General features: G+C 69.5%; 13 protein-coding genes. 2 read left to right on the top strand and 11 right to left on the bottom strand.

Annotated elements, in window-relative coordinates; all coding sequences use genetic code 11:
• The 7 genes from AQI94_RS30980 to solA form a co-directional block, all read right to left on the bottom strand.
• Complete coding sequence (locus AQI94_RS30980; RefSeq protein ID WP_031056632.1) at window positions 1-1,452, bottom strand: NAD-dependent succinate-semialdehyde dehydrogenase; 1,452 nt, start codon at window positions 1,450-1,452, stop codon at window positions 1-3.
• Window positions 1,453-1,493: 41 nt separating this feature from the next.
• Complete coding sequence (locus tag AQI94_RS30975) at window positions 1,494-2,774, bottom strand: NAD(P)/FAD-dependent oxidoreductase (RefSeq protein WP_031056635.1); 1,281 nt, start codon at window positions 2,772-2,774, stop codon at window positions 1,494-1,496.
• A 146-nt stretch (window positions 2,775-2,920) separates the two neighbouring features.
• Window positions 2,921-3,688 (bottom strand): amino acid ABC transporter ATP-binding protein, encoded by a 768-nt coding sequence (locus AQI94_RS30970; protein ID WP_031056638.1) that lies wholly within the window; start codon window positions 3,686-3,688, stop codon window positions 2,921-2,923.
• Window positions 3,685-4,602, bottom strand: coding sequence for an amino acid ABC transporter permease (locus AQI94_RS30965; protein WP_037945038.1), 918 nt, complete (start codon window positions 4,600-4,602; stop codon window positions 3,685-3,687). Before AQI94_RS30965 ends, AQI94_RS30970 begins: the two co-directional genes overlap by 4 nt.
• Before the next feature lie 46 nt (window positions 4,603-4,648).
• The gene (locus tag AQI94_RS30960; protein ID WP_037945040.1) at window positions 4,649-5,587 is read right to left on the bottom strand and encodes an ABC transporter substrate-binding protein; all 939 of its coding nucleotides are present in this window, start codon (window positions 5,585-5,587) and stop codon (window positions 4,649-4,651) included.
• 211 nt (window positions 5,588-5,798) lie between these two features.
• Entirely contained in the window at window positions 5,799-6,479 is a 681-nt protein-coding gene (locus AQI94_RS30955) for a haloacid dehalogenase type II (RefSeq protein ID WP_031056656.1), read from the bottom strand.
• Between the two features lie 119 nt (window positions 6,480-6,598).
• The gene (gene solA, locus AQI94_RS30950) at window positions 6,599-7,735 is read right to left on the bottom strand and encodes an N-methyl-L-tryptophan oxidase (protein ID WP_031056660.1); all 1,137 of its coding nucleotides are present in this window, start codon (window positions 7,733-7,735) and stop codon (window positions 6,599-6,601) included.
• A 278-nt stretch (window positions 7,736-8,013) separates the two neighbouring features.
• On the opposite strand from solA, the gene AQI94_RS30945 reads away from it, so the two are divergent.
• Window positions 8,014-9,636: a PucR family transcriptional regulator gene (locus AQI94_RS30945; protein ID WP_078902905.1), complete on the top strand. Its 1,623-nt coding sequence runs from the start codon at window positions 8,014-8,016 to the stop codon at window positions 9,634-9,636.
• Window positions 9,637-9,978: 342 nt separating this feature from the next.
• Here the strand turns inward: AQI94_RS30945 and AQI94_RS30940 are convergent, their stop codons facing one another.
• The 3 genes from AQI94_RS30940 to AQI94_RS30930 form a co-directional block, all read right to left on the bottom strand.
• Window positions 9,979-11,037 (bottom strand): tartrate dehydrogenase, encoded by a 1,059-nt coding sequence (locus tag AQI94_RS30940; protein ID WP_031056665.1) that lies wholly within the window; start codon window positions 11,035-11,037, stop codon window positions 9,979-9,981.
• 73 nt (window positions 11,038-11,110) lie between these two features.
• Window positions 11,111-11,995, bottom strand: coding sequence for a LysR family transcriptional regulator (locus tag AQI94_RS30935; protein ID WP_031056667.1), 885 nt, complete (start codon window positions 11,993-11,995; stop codon window positions 11,111-11,113).
• 358 nt (window positions 11,996-12,353) lie between these two features.
• Window positions 12,354-12,641: a hypothetical protein gene (locus AQI94_RS30930; protein ID WP_318658122.1), complete on the bottom strand. Its 288-nt coding sequence runs from the start codon at window positions 12,639-12,641 to the stop codon at window positions 12,354-12,356.
• Window positions 12,642-13,160: 519 nt separating this feature from the next.
• Here AQI94_RS30930 and AQI94_RS30925 point away from each other — a divergent pair.
• Entirely contained in the window at window positions 13,161-15,272 is a 2,112-nt protein-coding gene (locus tag AQI94_RS30925; protein WP_031056670.1) for a SpoIIE family protein phosphatase, read from the top strand.
• Window positions 15,273-15,448: 176 nt separating this feature from the next.
• Here AQI94_RS30925 and AQI94_RS30920 read toward each other — a convergent pair whose 3' ends face one another.
• Window positions 15,449-17,209: a S8 family peptidase gene (locus tag AQI94_RS30920; RefSeq protein ID WP_031056671.1), complete on the bottom strand. Its 1,761-nt coding sequence runs from the start codon at window positions 17,207-17,209 to the stop codon at window positions 15,449-15,451.
• Window positions 17,210-17,374 lie beyond the last annotated feature (165 nt).

Raw genomic sequence — 17,374 nt, 5'->3', positions numbered from 1 at the left:
TCAGGCTCCGACAGGGACGGCCAGGTACTTGTACTCCAGGAACTCGTCGATGCCGACACGTCCGCCTTCGCGGCCCAGGCCGGACTGCTTTACGCCGCCGAAGGGCGCGGCGGGGTTGGAGACCAGTCCGGTGTTGATGCCGATCATGCCGCTCTCGAGGCGTTCGGACACCCGCAGGGCACGGTCGAGGTTCTGGGTGAACAGGTAGGCAGCCAGGCCGAATTCGGTGTCGTTCGCGGCGGCGACGGCCTCCTCCTCGGACTCGAAGGTGCGGATCGCGGCCACGGGACCGAAGATCTCGGTGTCGGTGATCGCCGAGTCGGCGGCGACACCGGTGAGGACGGTGGGCGGGTAGAAGGAGCCCGGTCCCTCGGGGAGTTCACCGCCGGTCAGGGCGGTGGCGCCGCGCTTGACGGCGTCCAGCACCAGGTCGTGTGCCTTGCTGCGGCCGGCGAGGTCGATGAGGGGGCCGACGTCGGTGCCGGGTTCGGTGCCGGACCCGACGGTGAGGGCGGCCATGCGTGCGGCGAGGCGGGAGGCGAACTCCTCGGCGATCGAGGTGTGGGCGAGGATGCGGTTGGCCGCGCAGCAGGACTCGCCCATGTTGCGCATCTTGGCGACCATGGTGCCCTCGACGGCCACGTCGAGGTCGGCGTCGTCGAAGACGATGAGAGGGGCGTTGCCGCCCAGTTCCATGGAGGTGCGGATGACCGTGTCGGCGCACTGGGCCAGCAGGATCCGGCCGACCTGGGTGGAGCCGGTGAAGGACAGCTTGCGAATCCGCCCGCCACGCAGGAGGGGTGCGACGACGCCGGCCGCGTCGGAGGTGGTGACGACGTTCAGCACCCCGGCCGGCAGACCCGCTTCGGTGAGGATCTCCGCCAGGGCGAGGCTGGTCAGGGGCGTCTGAGGGGCGGGTTTGAGGACGATGGTGCAACCGGCCGCGACGGCGGGACCGATCTTGCGGGTGCCCATCGCCAGGGGGAAGTTCCAGGGAGTGACGAGCAGACAGGGTCCGACGGGCTGACGGGTGACCAGCAGCCGGTTCCTGCCGTCGGGGGCGGTCATCATGCCGCCGTCGATACGGACGGCTTCCTCGGAGAACCAGCGGAAGAACTCCGCGCCGTATGCGACTTCGGCACGCGCCTCGGCCAGGGGCTTGCCCATCTCCAGGGTCATCAGCAGGGCGAGGTCCTCGGTGCGCGCGATGATGATGTCGTAGGCGCGGCGCAGGATCTCGCTGCGCACGCGCGGCGGCGTGGCGGCCCAGGCGGCCTGCGCGGCGACCGCCGCTTCGACGGCACGCCGGCCGTCACCGGGTGAGGCATCGGCGACCTGGCACAGTTCCTCGCCGGTGGCCGGGTTGTCGACGGACAGCGTCCGGCCGGACTCCGCGTCCTGCCAATCGCCGCCGATGAACAGCTGCTTGGGAACATCACGGACGACAGTCATGGTGGGTGTCTCCTTGTGGGTGCAGAGAGGCTGCCGACCGGTCAGCGGACGCGGTCGAGCGTCTTGTAGTAGGCGCCCGCGAACGGCAGGAACCAGGCGGTGCCGTTGTAGAGAGGGATACGGGGCGGGGCGATGTCGCGGACGGGGCTGGCCTCGGGGTGGCCGTCCAGCACCTCGGCCATGACGTGCCCCATGTGGGTGGCCATCTGCACGCCGTGGCCGGCGTATCCCATGGAGTAGTGGACGCCGTCCTCGGTCTGCCCGGCGTGCACGATGCGGTCCATGGCGAAGCCGACGGAGCCGCCCCATACGTACTCGATCCTGGTGCGGGAGAGCTGGGGGAAGATCGCGCACATCTCACGGAACAGGACGGCCCCGCTCTTCTTGTCCGAGGTGGGGTCGGACGGTGCGAAGCGGGCGCGTCCGCCGAACAGCAGGCGGTTGTCCGGGGTTAGCCGGAAGTAGTGGCAGACCTGGTTGGAGTCGACGATGAGGCGGGCCTTCGGGATGATGTCCCGGGCGAGTTCCTCGCCGAGCGGCTCGGTCACGATGATGAAGCTGCCCAGGCAGACCTGACGGCGGCGCAGCCACGGGAAGTTCTTGTCGGTGTAGGCGTCGGTGGCCATCATGACCTGCCCGGCGCGGATCACACCGCGCTCGGTGCTGACCTCGAACCGGCCGGCGGCGGTACGCCGCACACCGATGGCCGCGTTGCGCTCGTGGATCTCTACACCGGCGCGCTCGCACGCCTCGGCCATGCCGCGCACGAAGCGGCCGACGTGCAGGGCCGCGCTGAACGGGTCGAGCAGGCCGCCGTGGTAGACGTCGGACCCGATCTCGGAACGCAGCTCGGCCTTGCCGATCAGAGTGGTCTCGTGGCCGAAGTACTTGGCCAGGTCGCGCTGTTGGGCCTTCTTGCTCTCGAAGTGGGCGGGACGGGACGCGACACCCAGGCGTCCGACGCGGCGGAACTGGCAGTCGATGGACTCCTCGTTCACGAGCCGCTCGACGGTGTCCACGGCCTCGCCGTAGGAGTTGTAGATCTCGCGGGCCCGCTCCAGTCCGTACCGGCGGATGGCCTGGCCCACGCCTATGGTGAAGCCCAGGTTGGCCATGCCGCCGTTGCGGGCTGAGGCCCCCGAGCCGACCTGGCCCTTCTCGACGAGGGTGACGCGGGCGCCCTTGCGGGCGGAGTGCAGGGCGGTGGACAGACCCGTCAGGCCGGCGCCGATGACCACAAGGTCGGTGTCCTCGGACAGCGGCTTGCCGGACCGGTCGGGAAACGTCCCGGCGGTGTCTATCCAGTAGGGGATCGTCTTCATGTCGGGTCCTTAGCGGGGAGTCTTCGAAGTGGGGACGGCCTGGCACCACCAGGTCCCGTCCGGTGACACCGTCAGTGCCGGCGCGCCCCGGGCCGGGTGGAAGGCCGGGCTGCTGCGCGAGCCGCTTCCGCGTGTGCCGGCCGCCTCTACAGCACTCTTTCGAGGAAGGCCTGGGTTCGCTTCTCGCGTGGGTTGGCCAGCACCTCGCGTGCGTCGCCGCGCTCCACCGCGATGCCCTCGTCCATGAACAGCACTTCGTCGGCGACCTCGCGGGCGAAGCCCATCTCGTGGGTGACCAACAGCATGGTCATGCCGTTGCCGGCCAGGTCGCGCATGACGGCGAGTACTTCGCCCACGCGTTCCGGGTCCAGTGCACTGGTGGGTTCGTCGAACAGCATGATGGTGGGTTCCATCGCGAGCGCGCGGGCGATGGCGACGCGTTGCTGCTGGCCGCCGGAGAGTTGGGCTGGGTATTTGTGGCCGCACCCCTCAAGGCCGACCTTGGCCAGCAGTTCTTGTGCCTGGGCCCGGCAGGCCTGGCGGTTCTTCTTCTGCACGAGCACCGGTCCGGACATGACGTTGCTTTCGGCGGTCATGTTGGGGAACAGGTTGAACTGCTGGAACACCATGCCGACACGGGCACGTTGCTCAGCCAGCCGTTGCGGGCGGACAGCGTGGTACGCGTCGTCCTTCTCGACGTAGCCGAAGTCCTCTCCGTTGACCTTCAGGACTCCGCGGTCGACGGTCTCCAGTCCGTTGATGCACCGCAGCAGGGTGGATTTGCCTGAGCCGCTGGGCCCGATGATGCAGGAGATCTCGCCGGCCGCGACGGTCAGGTCGATGTCCCGCAGGACCTGGTGACGTCCGAAGCTCTTCCACAGCTTGCGTGCGACGATCGTTCCGTCGGCGTTCACAGCAGGGACTCCCTCGTGGTGGGGACGGGCAGGCCGGGGCCGGGCCCGGCCGAGGTGGCGGCCGGGGCCGGCCGTGCCCGGGTCGAGCGGGAGAAACGGCGCTCGATCATGGACTGCGGCACGCTCAGCACCAGCGTCATGATCAGGTACCAGAGGCTGGCCACGATCAGCAGCGGAATCGTCTGGTAGGTGCGGGCGTAGATCGCCTGTGCGCTCTGCAGCAGGTCGGCGACGCCGAGCACGCTCACCAGCGAGGTCTCCTTGAGCATCCCGATCACCTGGTTGCCGGTGGCGGGGATGATCGCCGGCATGGTCTGCGGGATGATCACGTGGCGGAGCTTGGTGAACCCCGACATGCCCAGGGACTCCGCGGCCTCGTGCTGTCCTCGGCTGACCGAGGCGAATCCGCCGCGGATGATCTCGGACATGTACGCGGCCTGGTTCAGCGTCAGCCCCATGACGGCCGCGGTCATCGGAGTCATGATCGCGTTCACGTTCACCGGCGTGGAGATGTCGGTGAACGGGACGCCGATCGAGAGGTTCGGGTACAGCGCCGCGATGTTGAACCAGAAGACCAGCTGCACGAGCACCGGCGTGCCGCGGAAGAAGGTGATGTAGAGCTGGGCCAGCCCGGAGACGGGCCGCTGCTGCGACATGCGCATCACCGCCAGCACGAGGCCCAGCAGCGTGCCCAGAGCCATACTCGCCACGGTCAGGAATAGCGTGACCAACAGGCCGTTGAGGATGGTTTGCGTGGTGAAGTAGCTGAACACCACCGGCCAGCGATAGTTCTCGTTCGTCACCACGGTCCACACCAGACCGGCGACGATCGCGATGGCGACGGCCCAGGCGACATAGTCGCGCGGACGTTTCGGCGTGACCCGCTTCTTTTCCTCGGCCGGTAGTTGTGGCACCGCTCGGCTCCTGGTCTTCGTGGTCTCGATCACGTCCATCGGCGTCTCAGTCCTGGGGGACGGCCATGGCCGCGGTCTTGGTCCCGAGGTCCTTGAGGCCCCAGCGGCCCAGTGCCTGGGCGTACTTGGGGCTGTCGATGATCGACTGGACGGCGGCCTTCACCGCGGGGGTCAGCGGTGAGTCCTTCTTCAGGGCGAGGGTCGCGGCCTTGGTGGTCACCATGGGCTGCAGGACGTCGAACGTCTTGGGCTGCTGCTCGGCCGCCCACCCGAGCGAGATGAAGTCGTACATCACCGCGTCGATCCGTTGGGAGACCAGCTGGGTGAGAGCGTCGTTCACGCTGGGCAGGGTCACTGCCTTGATGGCCGGCTTGCCCTTGCTCGTGCAGTCCTGCTTGGACAGTTGGGGCAGCCACTGCAGCTCCTGGGTGCTGCCGGAGGTGACACCCACGCGGTGCCCGCACAGCGTGTGGGTGCCCAGCTTCTGCGGGTTGCCGTAGGGGACGGACACTCCGGTCCCGGAGTTGACGTAGTCGACCATGTCGAGCACCTTCAGCCGGTCCTTCGTGGCGCCCATGGTGGAGACCGTGAAGTCGTACCGGTCGGCCTGCAGTCCGGTGATGATGGTGTCGAACTTGACGTTGTTGATCTGCAGCTTCAGGCCGAGCTTGGCGGCGATCAGCCGGGCCACGTCCGGGTTGAACCCGATCGGGGTCCTGTTGTCCGATGCCATGAACGTGGTGGGCGGGTACGTCAGGTCCATGGCCACCGAGAGCGTGCCCTTGGCCTTCACCGCCGCGGGCAGCAGCTTCACCGCGTTCTGGTCCGGCTTCACGCCTACCGAGATGTCGTCGGTGGGCTCGGTGTGCGGGCCGGATCCTTCGCCCTGCGCCGTACTCTTCGCTCCCACGTTCTGTCCGGTGCCGCTCGCCCCGCACGCGGCGAGCGCGAGGGCCAGGGCGGTCGTGACGATCGGGATGCTCAAGTGCCTGTTGACCTGCAGGGCGGCAGCCACGGCGCCTGCAGTGCGGTGTACGGTTCTGCGGCCTGTCCGGTTGCTTTTCATGGCGGTGCCTCCTGGAGAATGCTGGGGATTCGGGAGATACGGGGAGTCCGTGACGCGGGGACGACGTGCGGATCGGACGGGGCGTCGTGAGTGCCTGTCGGGAAGGTGCTGGGTGACCGGGCGTCGCGCGTCAGATGCCCAGCATCTGGTTGAGCTCGTCGAGAGAGTTGACGGTCACGTAGTCGTAGCCGTGGGTGACCGGGTCGCAGCCGCGGTCCAGGAGGACGAGGTTGCGGAAGCCCATGTCGTGCATCGGCATCAGGTCGTAGCGGGTGTGCGAGGAGACGTGCACGAAGTCCTCGGGGGACGCGTCGAGCTGGTCGAGCATGTACTCGAACGCTGCGTAGCGGGGCTTGTAGTAGCCGGCCTGCTCCGCGGTGAAGACCGCGTGGAAGTCCGCACCGAGCCGTGGCACGCTCTCCTCAAGGAAGGCGTCCCCGGCGTTGGAGAGGATCACCAGCTTGTAGTTCTCCCCCATCGTCTTCAGCGGTTCCGGCACATCCGCGTGCGGGCCCCAGCTGCGCACGCCGTCGGCCAGCCGCTTGCCGGCGTCCGGGGCGGCCTTCACGCCCCACTTGCGGCAGACCCCTTCGAAGGCGTCCTGCAAAGTCTGCTCGTAGGGGTAGTACTTGCCGAGGACCGAGTCGTAGCGGTAGCCGCGGAACTCCTTGACGAACTGGTCCCAGTGCTCGGCCGGGATCTGGTCGCCGACGAGTTCACGGGTGATGGGGGTCATCGGCCACTCGATCAATGTGCCGTAGCAGTCGAACGAGACGTACTTCGGTCGGAACTGGAACGAGGGAATGGGCATGGAAGTACTCCGTTTTCTTGGGCTTGGGCAACTGGTCAGGGCCGACGCGTCCGTATGTGGGCATGCTCACGACAGAGGGGTCGGGAGCGCGGGGTGACGGTGTGGCCGATCGCCGGGGATCAGGCGGCGCCGGCTCCTGCCGGAGCGAGAAAGGCGACGGGGTGCTGTGTGGTGCCGTCGAGTGCCAGGTCGGCGGCGATCTCTCCCATCGCGGGCGAGATCTTGAAGCCGCTGCCCGAGAACCCGGCCATGACGATGATGTCGTCCTCGCCGGGCAGATGACCGACGACCGGGTTTCCGGACTGCGTGTAGCCCTCCATGTAGGCCGACATCCTGATGGGGTCGGGGTTCAGGTCGGGCATGAGTTCACCGATGAGCTCGCGGAAGGTGCCGAGTTCCTCGGGGTGGACGGTGCGGTCGAGCCGTTCGGGCTCGGGCACCGGCGCATGGTATTTCACGGAGAGACCGAGCTTGACGGAAATACCGTCGGGCGACGGGATTCCGAAGCAGTCATGGGGTGCGGCGCGCACGAAGGGAGGAGCACCGCCCGCGAACCAGTCGTGGTGTGTGGGCAGGTGCCAGGAGCAGACAACCCGGCGTACGTCGATGGTCCGGGGAAGGTCCGGGAGCAGGGTGTTGATCCAGGGGCCCACGGTGACCACGGCGGCGTCCACGTGGTCCGTGCCCTGGTCGCTGACGACCCGCACCCCGCCGCCCGCTGCGGGGACGACCTCGCGGACCGTGGTGTAGCGGTGCAGCCGGGCGCCCAGGTGCTCGGCGCGGGCGGCGGCGGCCTGGATGGACGCCTCCGGCCTGATGACGGCGCCCAGCCGGTCGAGGACGGCGATGTGCCCGTCCGGAAGCCGGTGCTGCGGATAGCGGCGGGCGAGTTCCTCCCGGCCCAGCACCTCGTGATCCAGCTCCTGGGCGGTGCTCGTGGAGAGGAGGAGGCTCATGGACGGCGAAGAGGCCTCTCCCATCACCAGGCTGCCGCTGCGGCGCCGCAGCGGCAGGCCCGTCTCTGCCTGGAGCTGCTCCCACATCCGGTCCGCGAGGCGCAGCAGAGGAATGTACGCGGGCTCACCGAGGTGGGCGGCTCGGTAGATGCGGCTCTCGCCCCCGGCCGCGCCGCGGTCGTGACCCGGTGCGTACCGGTCGTAGCCAATGACCTCGGCTCCGCGGGCGGCCAGGCGCCACATGGCCTGGCTGCCCATGCTGCCGGCACCGATCACGGCGACGCGCTTCGGGATGCGCATGAGGTCGCTCCTCTCGATGGTGTGGTCTGGGTGGCAGCGGGGCCCCTGCATGGTGCGGACCCTGTGCGGACCTTTCCGGTTCGGATCCTGCTGGGGATGGCGTTCACTCTCGGCCCGGCGGAACCTGCAGGTCAACCCACACTGTGTTCCACCTTGGGGTCTTCTCGAGACGGTCTGTCACCGCGGACGGCCGGGGTGCACCGATGTCGGCGCTCCTCTTGTCATGGTGAGTGGCCGGTGCGAAGGTAAGCCCGACCTCCTCAGACGAAAGACCCCGTATGCCGCCCAGACCCACCGCAACCGGGCACTTCCCCACCCTGAGGGAGGTACTGCTCCTTCCCGTGCTCGCCGAGGGGATGCCGCGGGTGCTGGCCGGGGAGTCACAACTGGACGGCCCGGTGCGCTGGGTGCATGTCACCGAGCTACTCAACCCCGCGGATTTCCTGGAGGGCGGCGAGCTCGTACTGACGACCGGTATGCCGCATCCCGAGGACGCCTCCGAGCTGCGCGGCTACGTCGACCAGCTCGCGGACGTCGGCGCGGCCGGCCTGATCGTGGAGCTCGGCTACCGGTACCAGAAGGTGCCCCACGAGCTGGTGGCGGCGTGCCGCGCTCGTGACGTGCCCCTGGTCGAGCTGGCCCGGGGCGTACGGTTCATCGACGTCACGCAGACCGTGCACGCGCTCATCCTCGACGCCCAGGGGGCCCTACTGCGCCGCGGGAGGGACATCCAGGACATCTTCACCGCGCTGACGCTGCGGGGAGCGGACGCCGAGGAACTGGTGCACACCACCGCGGAACTCACCGGAGCACCCGTGGTGTTGGAGGATCTCACCCACCGCGTCCTCATGTGCGAACTGCTGGGCCGGCCGTACGAACCGGTCGTGTCGGCCTGGTCGCGGCGGTCGCGGGCCGCGCCGACACCGGAGAGGATCACGCCGAGCGGCCCGGAAGGGTGGCTGATCGCGCCGGTGCAGGACCACCACGGTCCGTGGGGGCGGCTGGTCCTGCTGGAGGGCCGGCTGAACGCCGAACCCGACCCGGAACACGTCCTGGTGCTGGAAAGCGCCGCGGTCGCGCTGACCATGGCGCGCCTGGCGGGGCAGGCCTGGTGGGAGCGCCGGGCCCACCGCTCCGTACTGCGAGACCTGTACGAGCGTCGTTTCCGCTCCGCCGCCGACGCGCGTGCCCGCACCGAGGCCCTGGGGCTCCCGACCTTCGGACACCGGCTCTTCGCCGTGGTCATCCGCCACCCGCGTACCGGCACCGAGGACGAGCACCTCGACGAACGGATCGCGAAGGCACTGACGCACACAGGCGTGCGCGCCCTGGTCGGCGAGACGGCACCGGGCCGGATCGGCGTGCTCATGGCGCTGGCACAGGCGAGCGCGTGGCAGCCGGTCGCCGAGCGGATCGGCCGTCTGACCCGGGAGGAGCTCGGACCGCGCGCGGTCGTCGCCGTCGGCCCCGGGGTGACCGACCTCGGCGGGATCGCCCGGTCGTGGCAGGAGGCGGAGCAGACCGCCGAGGCCATCACACCGGCCTCCCCGCAGCGGTGGTTCTACGTGCCCGCCGACGTCCGGCTGCCGGACCTGCTGGGTGTCCTGCGGGACGACACCCGTCTCCAGCGGTACGCGGAACGGCGACTGACCCGCCTCATAGAGCACGACGACCGCAACGGCGGCGACCTGCTCCCGGCGTTGCGCGCCTATCTGGCGGCGGCCGGGAACAAGTCGGTCGCGGCGAAACACGTCGGCATGTCCCGGCAGGCGTACTACCAGCGCCTGCACACCATCGAACGGCTCCTCGGCTGCGACCTGGAATCAGGTCTGGAACGCACGTCCCTGCATGTCGCGGTGCTGGTCCTGGACGCGGGCGAGGCTCCTGCTCCCGGCGCGTGACCCTCTCGCCAGTGAGGTCACGCGATCGGCAAGGGGGCGGGAGGAAGGGTACGCACACCCGGCATCAGATCAGCCCGGCACAGGGCCGGGGCAGTCGACCTTGCCGATGCCGCGGAGCGCCCTGCACCAGGCCGCTTGGCAGGCTCGGCCTGGGCAGGCCGCGGGGACGGGTGCTGCCATAGCGTTCCTCCTCGTCGAGCAACGGGGCATCCGGGCCCTGGAACGGCCCCTTGCGGCAGGGGGCCGGTGGGGCTCGCCTCGGGAAAGGGCAGCGCGCAGGTGTGCCGGGTGGCGGGCGGGCGTCGTCGTCCCTGGCGCCCGCCGGCCGCCTGGGGAGACGGTTCAGAGGAGCTCGATCAGCTTGTCCGTGAACTCGGCCGTGGTCGCGCTTCCGCCCAGGTCACGGGTGCGGATCTCGCTCTTGGCCAGGACCGACGCGATCGCGTCCGTGATGTCCCTGGCCGCGGCGGGATGGCCGAGGTGGTCGAGCATCAGGCCCGCGGACCAGATCGCGCCCAGTGGGTTGGCGATGCCCTGTCCCGCGATGTCGGGTGCGGAGCCGTGCACCGGCTCGAACATCGACGGAAAGTCCCGCTCGGGGTTGAGGTTGGCCGCCGGGGCGATGCCGATGGATCCGGCGACCGCGGCCGCGAGGTCGCTGAGGATGTCGCCGAAGAGGTTGGAGGCGACGACGACGTCGAAGCGGGCGGGGTCGAGGACGAACTTGGCCGCCAGTGCGTCGATGTGCTCCTGGCCCCAGGTGACGCCGGGGTGCTCGGCGGCCCGCTCGGCGATCAGCTCGTCCCAGAACGGCATGGTGTGGATGATGCCGTTGGACTTGGTGGCGGAGATGAGCCCCCCTCGGCGGCGGGCGGCGAGCGCGAACGCGTAGTCGGCGATCCGGGTCACCCCGGCCCGGGTGAACACCGCTTCCTGGACGGCCAGTTCCTCGGCCGTGCCCTGGTTCAGCCGTCCGCCGATCTCGCTGTACTCGCCCTCCACGTTCTCCCGCACGACGACGATGTCGACCTCGCCCGGCCGTGCGCCGCGCACCGGACTGTCGATGCCTTCGAAGACACGGACGGGCCGGAGGTTGACGTACTGGCGGAAGCTGCGCCGGATCGGGATCAGCAGCCCCCACAGCGAGACATGGTCGGGCACGCCTGGGTATCCCACGGCGCCCAGCAGGATGGCGTCCTTGTCGCGCAGCTGGTCGATCCCGTCGGCGGGCATCATGGCGCCCTCCCGCAGGTACCGCTCGCACGACCAGTCGTACGACGTGTAGGACAGGCTGAAGCCGTGGCGGCGGCCCAGAACATCGAGCACCCGCTGTGCTGGAGGCAGTACCTCGGCGCCGATGCCGTCGCCGGGGATCAGGGCAATGCGGTGGTTCGTCGTCATGGCGTCGATTGCAGCAAGGCTGACCACGGGGCGTCCAAGACGGAAAGTGGATATCCCTGATAAGGGGCGCCTATCAGCCGGAGGCGGCCGAGGCGGCGGCCGTGACGAACGCGGCGGCCGCCGGCGACAGACTGCCGCGGCGGCTGACGAGAGCGATGTCCAAGCTGGTCTCCGGCTCGATGTCCAGGACGCGGGCACCCAGCCGCCGGGCGAGGTCCCGCCAGGAATCCATGACCACCGCGAGTCCCACCCCGGCCAGCACCAGAGGCATCAGCGACACGCGGTGCTCCGTCTCGGCGGCGATGGTGAACTCGATGCCCTGCTCCCGCAGCGCGTCGACGTAGGCACGCAGCCCGGTACCGGGCTGCGCGACGATCAGACGCTGTCCTGCCAGTTCCCGGCAGTCCACCGCCGTCCGGTCGGCGAACGGGCCGTCGGCCGGCACCATCAGCACGAAGCGCTGCCGCTCCTGCGCGTAGGAGACGACCTCCTTGTCGGAGAACGGCCCGGTGGACGCCAGAAGCCCCAGTTCCACGGCACCCGTGCGCACCATGTCGACCACATCACGCGCGGTGAACGCCGCTTTGATGGCCACGGAGACGCCGGGGTACCGGCGGCTGAAGGCACTCACCAGACTCGTCAGCGGCTCCACCGCCTGCGACGGCACGGATGCCACGTCCAGGCGCCCCTGACGCAGCTCGTGCACCGCCGCGACGCTCGCCCGGGCCGTCTGCAGACTCCTCACGGCCTCCCGGGCGGGCTCGATCAGGGCCCTTCCTGCCTCCGTCAGAACCGCTCTGCGTCCGATCCGATGGAACAGTTCGGAACCGAGATCGCGCTCCAGTGCCCGCACGGCCTGCGACAACGACGGCTGCGACACGTACAGGGCCGAAGCCGCACGGTTGAACCCACCGCGGTCGACAATCGCAAGGAAGTACTCCAGTTGCCGAATGTCCATGCGCGCCCTCTGCCCCTGGAAGAAACAAACCGACGACTTGTCGGTCCCGGCCGGCACACGCGACGGAGGCACTCAATGGCTGCGTGGTCGATGAACATCTGTCGCACGTGACCTGATCCAGCGATCGCACCACGCCCGCTGTGCCCACCACCATCTCAGACTCCGGCACTGAGCTGCATCGACGAGAGAACCACTACGCTGCGACGGCTCGCTCCCCGCCGCAGGCCCTGGTGAACGACGAGGAGCCGGCGAGTGGCTTGGGGCCAGGGGCGTCCCGCTGTCCCCCGTCCCGCCGGGCGACAGGAGGAAGGGGGAGCGTTGACCTTCGCGTCGCCGCCGTCGAGCTTGCGCCTGATCGTCAGGCCACGCGCGCTCGTTGGGACACCGTGCGTACCGGACGGACGGAAGGCACGGGAGCGGCCTGGGTCCGGACGGGTCGTACGCGGTAGGTCGTCCTGGCCGGATCGACCACGGGCTCGCCGAGACTGATCCTCGCCGCGTGGTGCAACGCGTCGCACGCGGCCGTGGGCAGGGCGACGTAGCAGCTGCCCCTGCCGGTGTGCGGGTCGAACGGCTGCCAGTAGCTGTACCTGCGGCGGCCGTCGGCATGCACCGTCAGGAAGACGGGGGTGCGGGGGTCGGACATGACGCGCAGCGCATCGACGGCCGGGGAATCGAGCGGCGGGGAGTACCGGCTGCGACCAGGCGCCAGCCTCGTCAGACTTCCCTGGGTGGCGAACGTGGACTGCATCAACGGTGGCCTTTCTGCCGCGGGGGACTCGAGATCGCTTACCCAGTGCAAGCGATCTTGATCTCGCTTTCCGCGCATTGTGCAGTACGGCAGTGACATCAGGCCGTGAGGCGGGTGTCAGGGCGTCCTGAGGATGCCCCGACACCAACCCGATCGGCCTCGGACCCACCCGGATCCGGCCTCGGACCGAGCCCGATCTTGGCTCAGGCATGTGGGTCCGACCCGAAACCGGTACGCGTGATGGATCGACAGGGCGGCCCGTACGCCTCCGTGGGACGGCGTGCCGGTCGCTTTTCAAGGGCGTAGCGTCCTCTTAAGGCGAGTTCGGCACGGCCTGGTCGGCAGATGCCGTGTCCCAGGAGGTCCCGGACCGCCCAGCCGTTCCTGAATGCCCCGCGACGCTGGAGGTGCCTCGTGACCAGCGCGGGAGATCCGGCCGTTGCCGACAGCGACGATCTGGATGCCGTGTTCGCGGAGACCGTGCGCCGAACCGGGGCGTCCATCGGCGCTCTGTACCTGATCACGCCGGATGAACGGCTGCTGCGTCTGGACGTGCTGTGCGGGGCACCGTCCGAGTTCGCCGCACCATGGGCCCGGATACCGCTGGCCGCTCCGGCACCGGTGGCCGTCGCGGTTCGTGAGAACCGCCTGGTATGGGTGAGCAGCCAGGAAGAGATGGTGCGCGCCTATCCGCGCACCGCGGTGGTGCTTCCCTACCCGTTGGCCCTGGTCGCCGCCCCGGTGACCGACGGTCGGCGCTGGGGGGCGCTGCTGCTCATGTGGCCGGCCACTCGTCCGCCGTACATGACCGCACGGGAGCGGGGGCACATCGCGTCGAGCTGCCGACGGCTGGCCCGGGTGCTGGAGGAAACCGCCGTGCCCGGAAAGGCGCCTTCCGGTGACGAACCGCTCCGTGTCGTCCCGGTGGACCGCCGACCCGGGAGCCCGGCGATGGCCGCCGCCGACTTCGCGGAGCGTCTGCCGGGCGGAAGCTGCGCGCTGAACCTTGAGGGCCGGTTCACCTACCTGAGTTCCGGCGCCTGTGAACTGCTCGGCTGCGATGCCGACCGGCTGCTGGGCACCCTGCCGTGGCAGTCGTTGCGCTGGCTGGACGATCCCACCTACGAGGACCGCTACCGAGCTGCCGTGATCAGCCGCGAGCCCGTGTCGTTCACCGCGTGCCGTCCACCTGACCAGTGGCTGGACTTCCATCTCTTCCCGGACGCCAGCGGCATCAGCGTCCGCATCGTCCCCAGCGGTGCACCGGCTCTGCCGTCACCGGCGCCCGACCGCTCCACGCGGACCGTCACACCGGCCGGTGCGGGCAGGCTGTACCAACTCACTCACCTGGCCGCGGGCCTGACCGAAGTCGTCGGGGTCCAGGACGTCATCGCTCTCATCGCCGACCAGATCATGCCCGCCTTCGGCGCCCAGGGCCTGGTCGTGTCCACCGCAGAGGCCGGCCGGCTGCGTATCACCGGCCACCGCGGCTACGACCCCCACATCATCGAGCGCCTCGACGGACTGCCACTCGACACCGCCTTCACCCCGGCAGGGCGCGCCCTCAGCAGCGGCATCCCCGCGTTCTTCGCCGACCCGGACGAGATGAACCGCACCTACCCGGAGGCGCCGCAGGTCAGCGGGAAGCAGGCATGGGCCTTCCTGCCCCTGATCATCTCCGGCAGACCCGTCGGCTGCTGCATCCTGTCGTACGACCAGCCTCACGTCTTCCCGGCCGAGGAACGCGCCGTGCTGACGTCGCTCGCCGGCCTCATAGCCCAGGCACTGGACCGAGCCCGCCTCTACGACGCCAAGCATGCCCTCGCCCACGGCCTTCAGCAGGCCCTGCTGCCGCGCGTCCTCCCCCGGATCGACGGACTGCGCGTAGCCGCCCGCTACCTGCCCGCGACCCAGGGCATGGACATCGGCGGAGACTTCTACGACCTGATCCGTCTCGGTGACACAGCGGCCGCGGCCGTCATCGGCGACGTCCAGGGACACAACGTCGCCGCCGCCGCCCTGATGGGCCAGGTCCGCACCGGCGTCTACGCGCACGCCACCCTCGGTACGCCTCCCGATCAGGTCCTCGCCCGAACCAACAGGCTCCTCACCGACCTGGCCCCCGAACTCTTCACCAGCTGCCTCTACGCCCACTTCGACTTCACCCGCCGACGGGTGCTGCTGGCCAGCGCCGGCCATCCGCCACCCCTGCTGCGGTTGCCCGACCGTGTCACCCGACCCGTGGTCGTTCCGCCGGGACCGCTCCTGGGAATCGATCCCTACGCCACCTTTCCCCTGACGGAGATCCCACTGACTCCGGGCATGATGCTCGTCTTCTACACCGACGGCCTCGTCGAGACACCGGGAGTCGATCTCGACGACTCCTTCGACCGTCTCGCGCACCACCTCGCCCGGGCGGACGAGCGGGACCTGGACCTGCTCATCGACGACCTGCTCAGCAAGGCCGGAGCAGCCGGACAACGCACCGACGACGTGGCCGTTCTCGTACTGCATGCCGAGTCCTGAACTGCCTGGTGGGCTCTGATCGAGCCGGCCGGCACCCCGCGGTGCCGTGTCCGCGGCCTTCCTGGACGCCTCCGGGATGATGGCCCCGGCGGCGGCGTACACCGCCGCCGGGGCCCATGTGCCCGGTGCGGCCCAGCAGTTCGCAGCGCTGGCCGCGGGCGTTGCCGGGCCCTGCGCTAGAAGGTCAGGTTCCAGGCGTCGATCTTGCCGGTGTCGGAGGCGGCGTTGTCGTTGACGCGCAGCTTCCAGGTGCCGTTCGCGACCTCTGAGGAGGCGTTCACGGTGTAGGTCTGGGCGATGTTGTCGGTGCCGCCGCCGGTGTGGTTGTGCAGCGTGTAGACGGTGCCGTCCGGCGCCACCAGGTCGACCTTCAGGTCACCGATGTACGTGTGCTTGATGTCCACGCCCACCTTGAGGGTGGCCGGGGCGTTGCCGGTAACCCCGGTTACGGCTATCGGGCTCTCCACGGTCGCGTTGTCGTTGACGGCGAAGTCCGCAAGGTTCTCGAAGTACTGTCCGGGCGGCGGGGTGGTCCCGACGGCCTTGAGAGCGTCGACCTGTCCTTCGCCGAAGAACGAGTTGTTGGCCGTCGAGCCCGTGCAGCGGCTGTCCGAGGGGCAGCCGATGTCGTTGGCCTGCTCGGCCAGCTTGGTGCGGAGCTGCGCCGGAGTGATGCCCGGGTTGGCGCTGGCGAGGAGTGCGGCCACGCCGACCACGTGCGGGGTGGCCATCGAGGTGCCGCTCTTGCTGCCGTAACCGCCGCCGGGGACGGTGGAGTACACGTTGCTGCCCGGTGCCGCGACGTCGATGACACCCTGACCGTAATTGGAGAACGAGGCCTTGGTGACGCCGGTGCCGTTGGCCGCGACCGTGACGACGCCCGGCAGCTCGGTCGGGATGTCGAGGCATGCGTTGGTGATGGTGCGGGTGACCGGCGTCGAGTCGTTCGGGCTCGCGGAGTCGGTCGTCTTGTGGGCGAGGTCGTAGTTCTCGTTGCCCGCGGCGGCGATCTGGAGGGAGCCCTTGCTCTCGGCGTACTCCTGGGCGCGCTTGACGCCCTCGATGATGGCGGCCTGGTCGATGTTGTCCGGGCAGTTGAACTGCCACGGGTCCGTGTAATAGCTGTTGTTGGTGACCTTGAAGCCGTGGTCACCTGCCCAGACGAAGCCGCAGATGGTGTTCTCGGCGAAGAAGAAGGAGTTGCCCGGCTCGGCGACACGGACCGCGGCGATCTTCACCCCGGGTGCCACGCCGACGACGCCCTTGCCGTTCTTGGCCGCGGCGACGGTGCCCGCGACGTGGGTGCCGTGCGTGTCGACGTCCCGCCACGCGCCGGTACGGGTGTCGGGCTTGCCGTAGGCGCAGGAGACCGAGTCGGCCGCGTCGAAGTTGGGCGCCAGGTCCTGGTGCTGGTCGTCCACACCAGTGTCCAGGATGCCGACCTTGACGGAGGCGGAGCCCGGGTTCACGGCCCAGGCCTGGTCGGCCTTGATCTGGCTCATGTCGGCCCGGACCGGCTCTCCGGCCGGGGTCGAGGCCTGGGCCGGATTGGGCGGGAGCGCCGGGTCGTAGGCGGCGGCCGGGACGTCCGAGGTGCGCGTGGCGCCGACCTGCTGCACGCCTGCGACGCCGCGCATGGTGGCGGCGAAGGTGCTGGACGCCGAGTGGGCGACGATCACGCCGATGGCGTCGAAGTTCGAGAAGACGGTGCCGCCGTTGGCCGTGATCGCCGAGCGGACCGCCGAACTGTCACCGGGGGCGGTGATCACGAGGTAGGCGCGTGTGCCGGCCACCCAGGCCGCACTCTGGGAAGCCGGTGCGGCGGCCGGAGCGTGGGCCTTGGCGGCCGGCGCGGTGGAGGGGACGACGGGGAGCGTGCCCGCGAGGGCGCCCGGGGCGCCGAACGCAAGGGCGGCGCCGAACGTGGCCGCCAGCACCAGCGTGCGTCTGGGGCGGCTGAATATGTGGGGTATCAATGCGTCCTCCGGAGACGGCCCGGCCGTGCCGAAGGCACCGGCCGGCCGTACGAAACGAGTGGTGGATGCAAGATGTCAGGTGCATGCTCCCGCGCGGAAGTACCTTTCCGTGCACGGACGTTACAG

The sequence above is a fragment of the Streptomyces pseudovenezuelae genome (assembly GCF_001513955.1).
Taxonomy (GTDB): Bacteria; Actinomycetota; Actinomycetes; order Streptomycetales; family Streptomycetaceae; genus Streptomyces; species Streptomyces pseudovenezuelae.
Note: the sequence above shows the minus strand (reverse complement) of the source record. Positions and strands in the feature narration are given on the sequence as shown.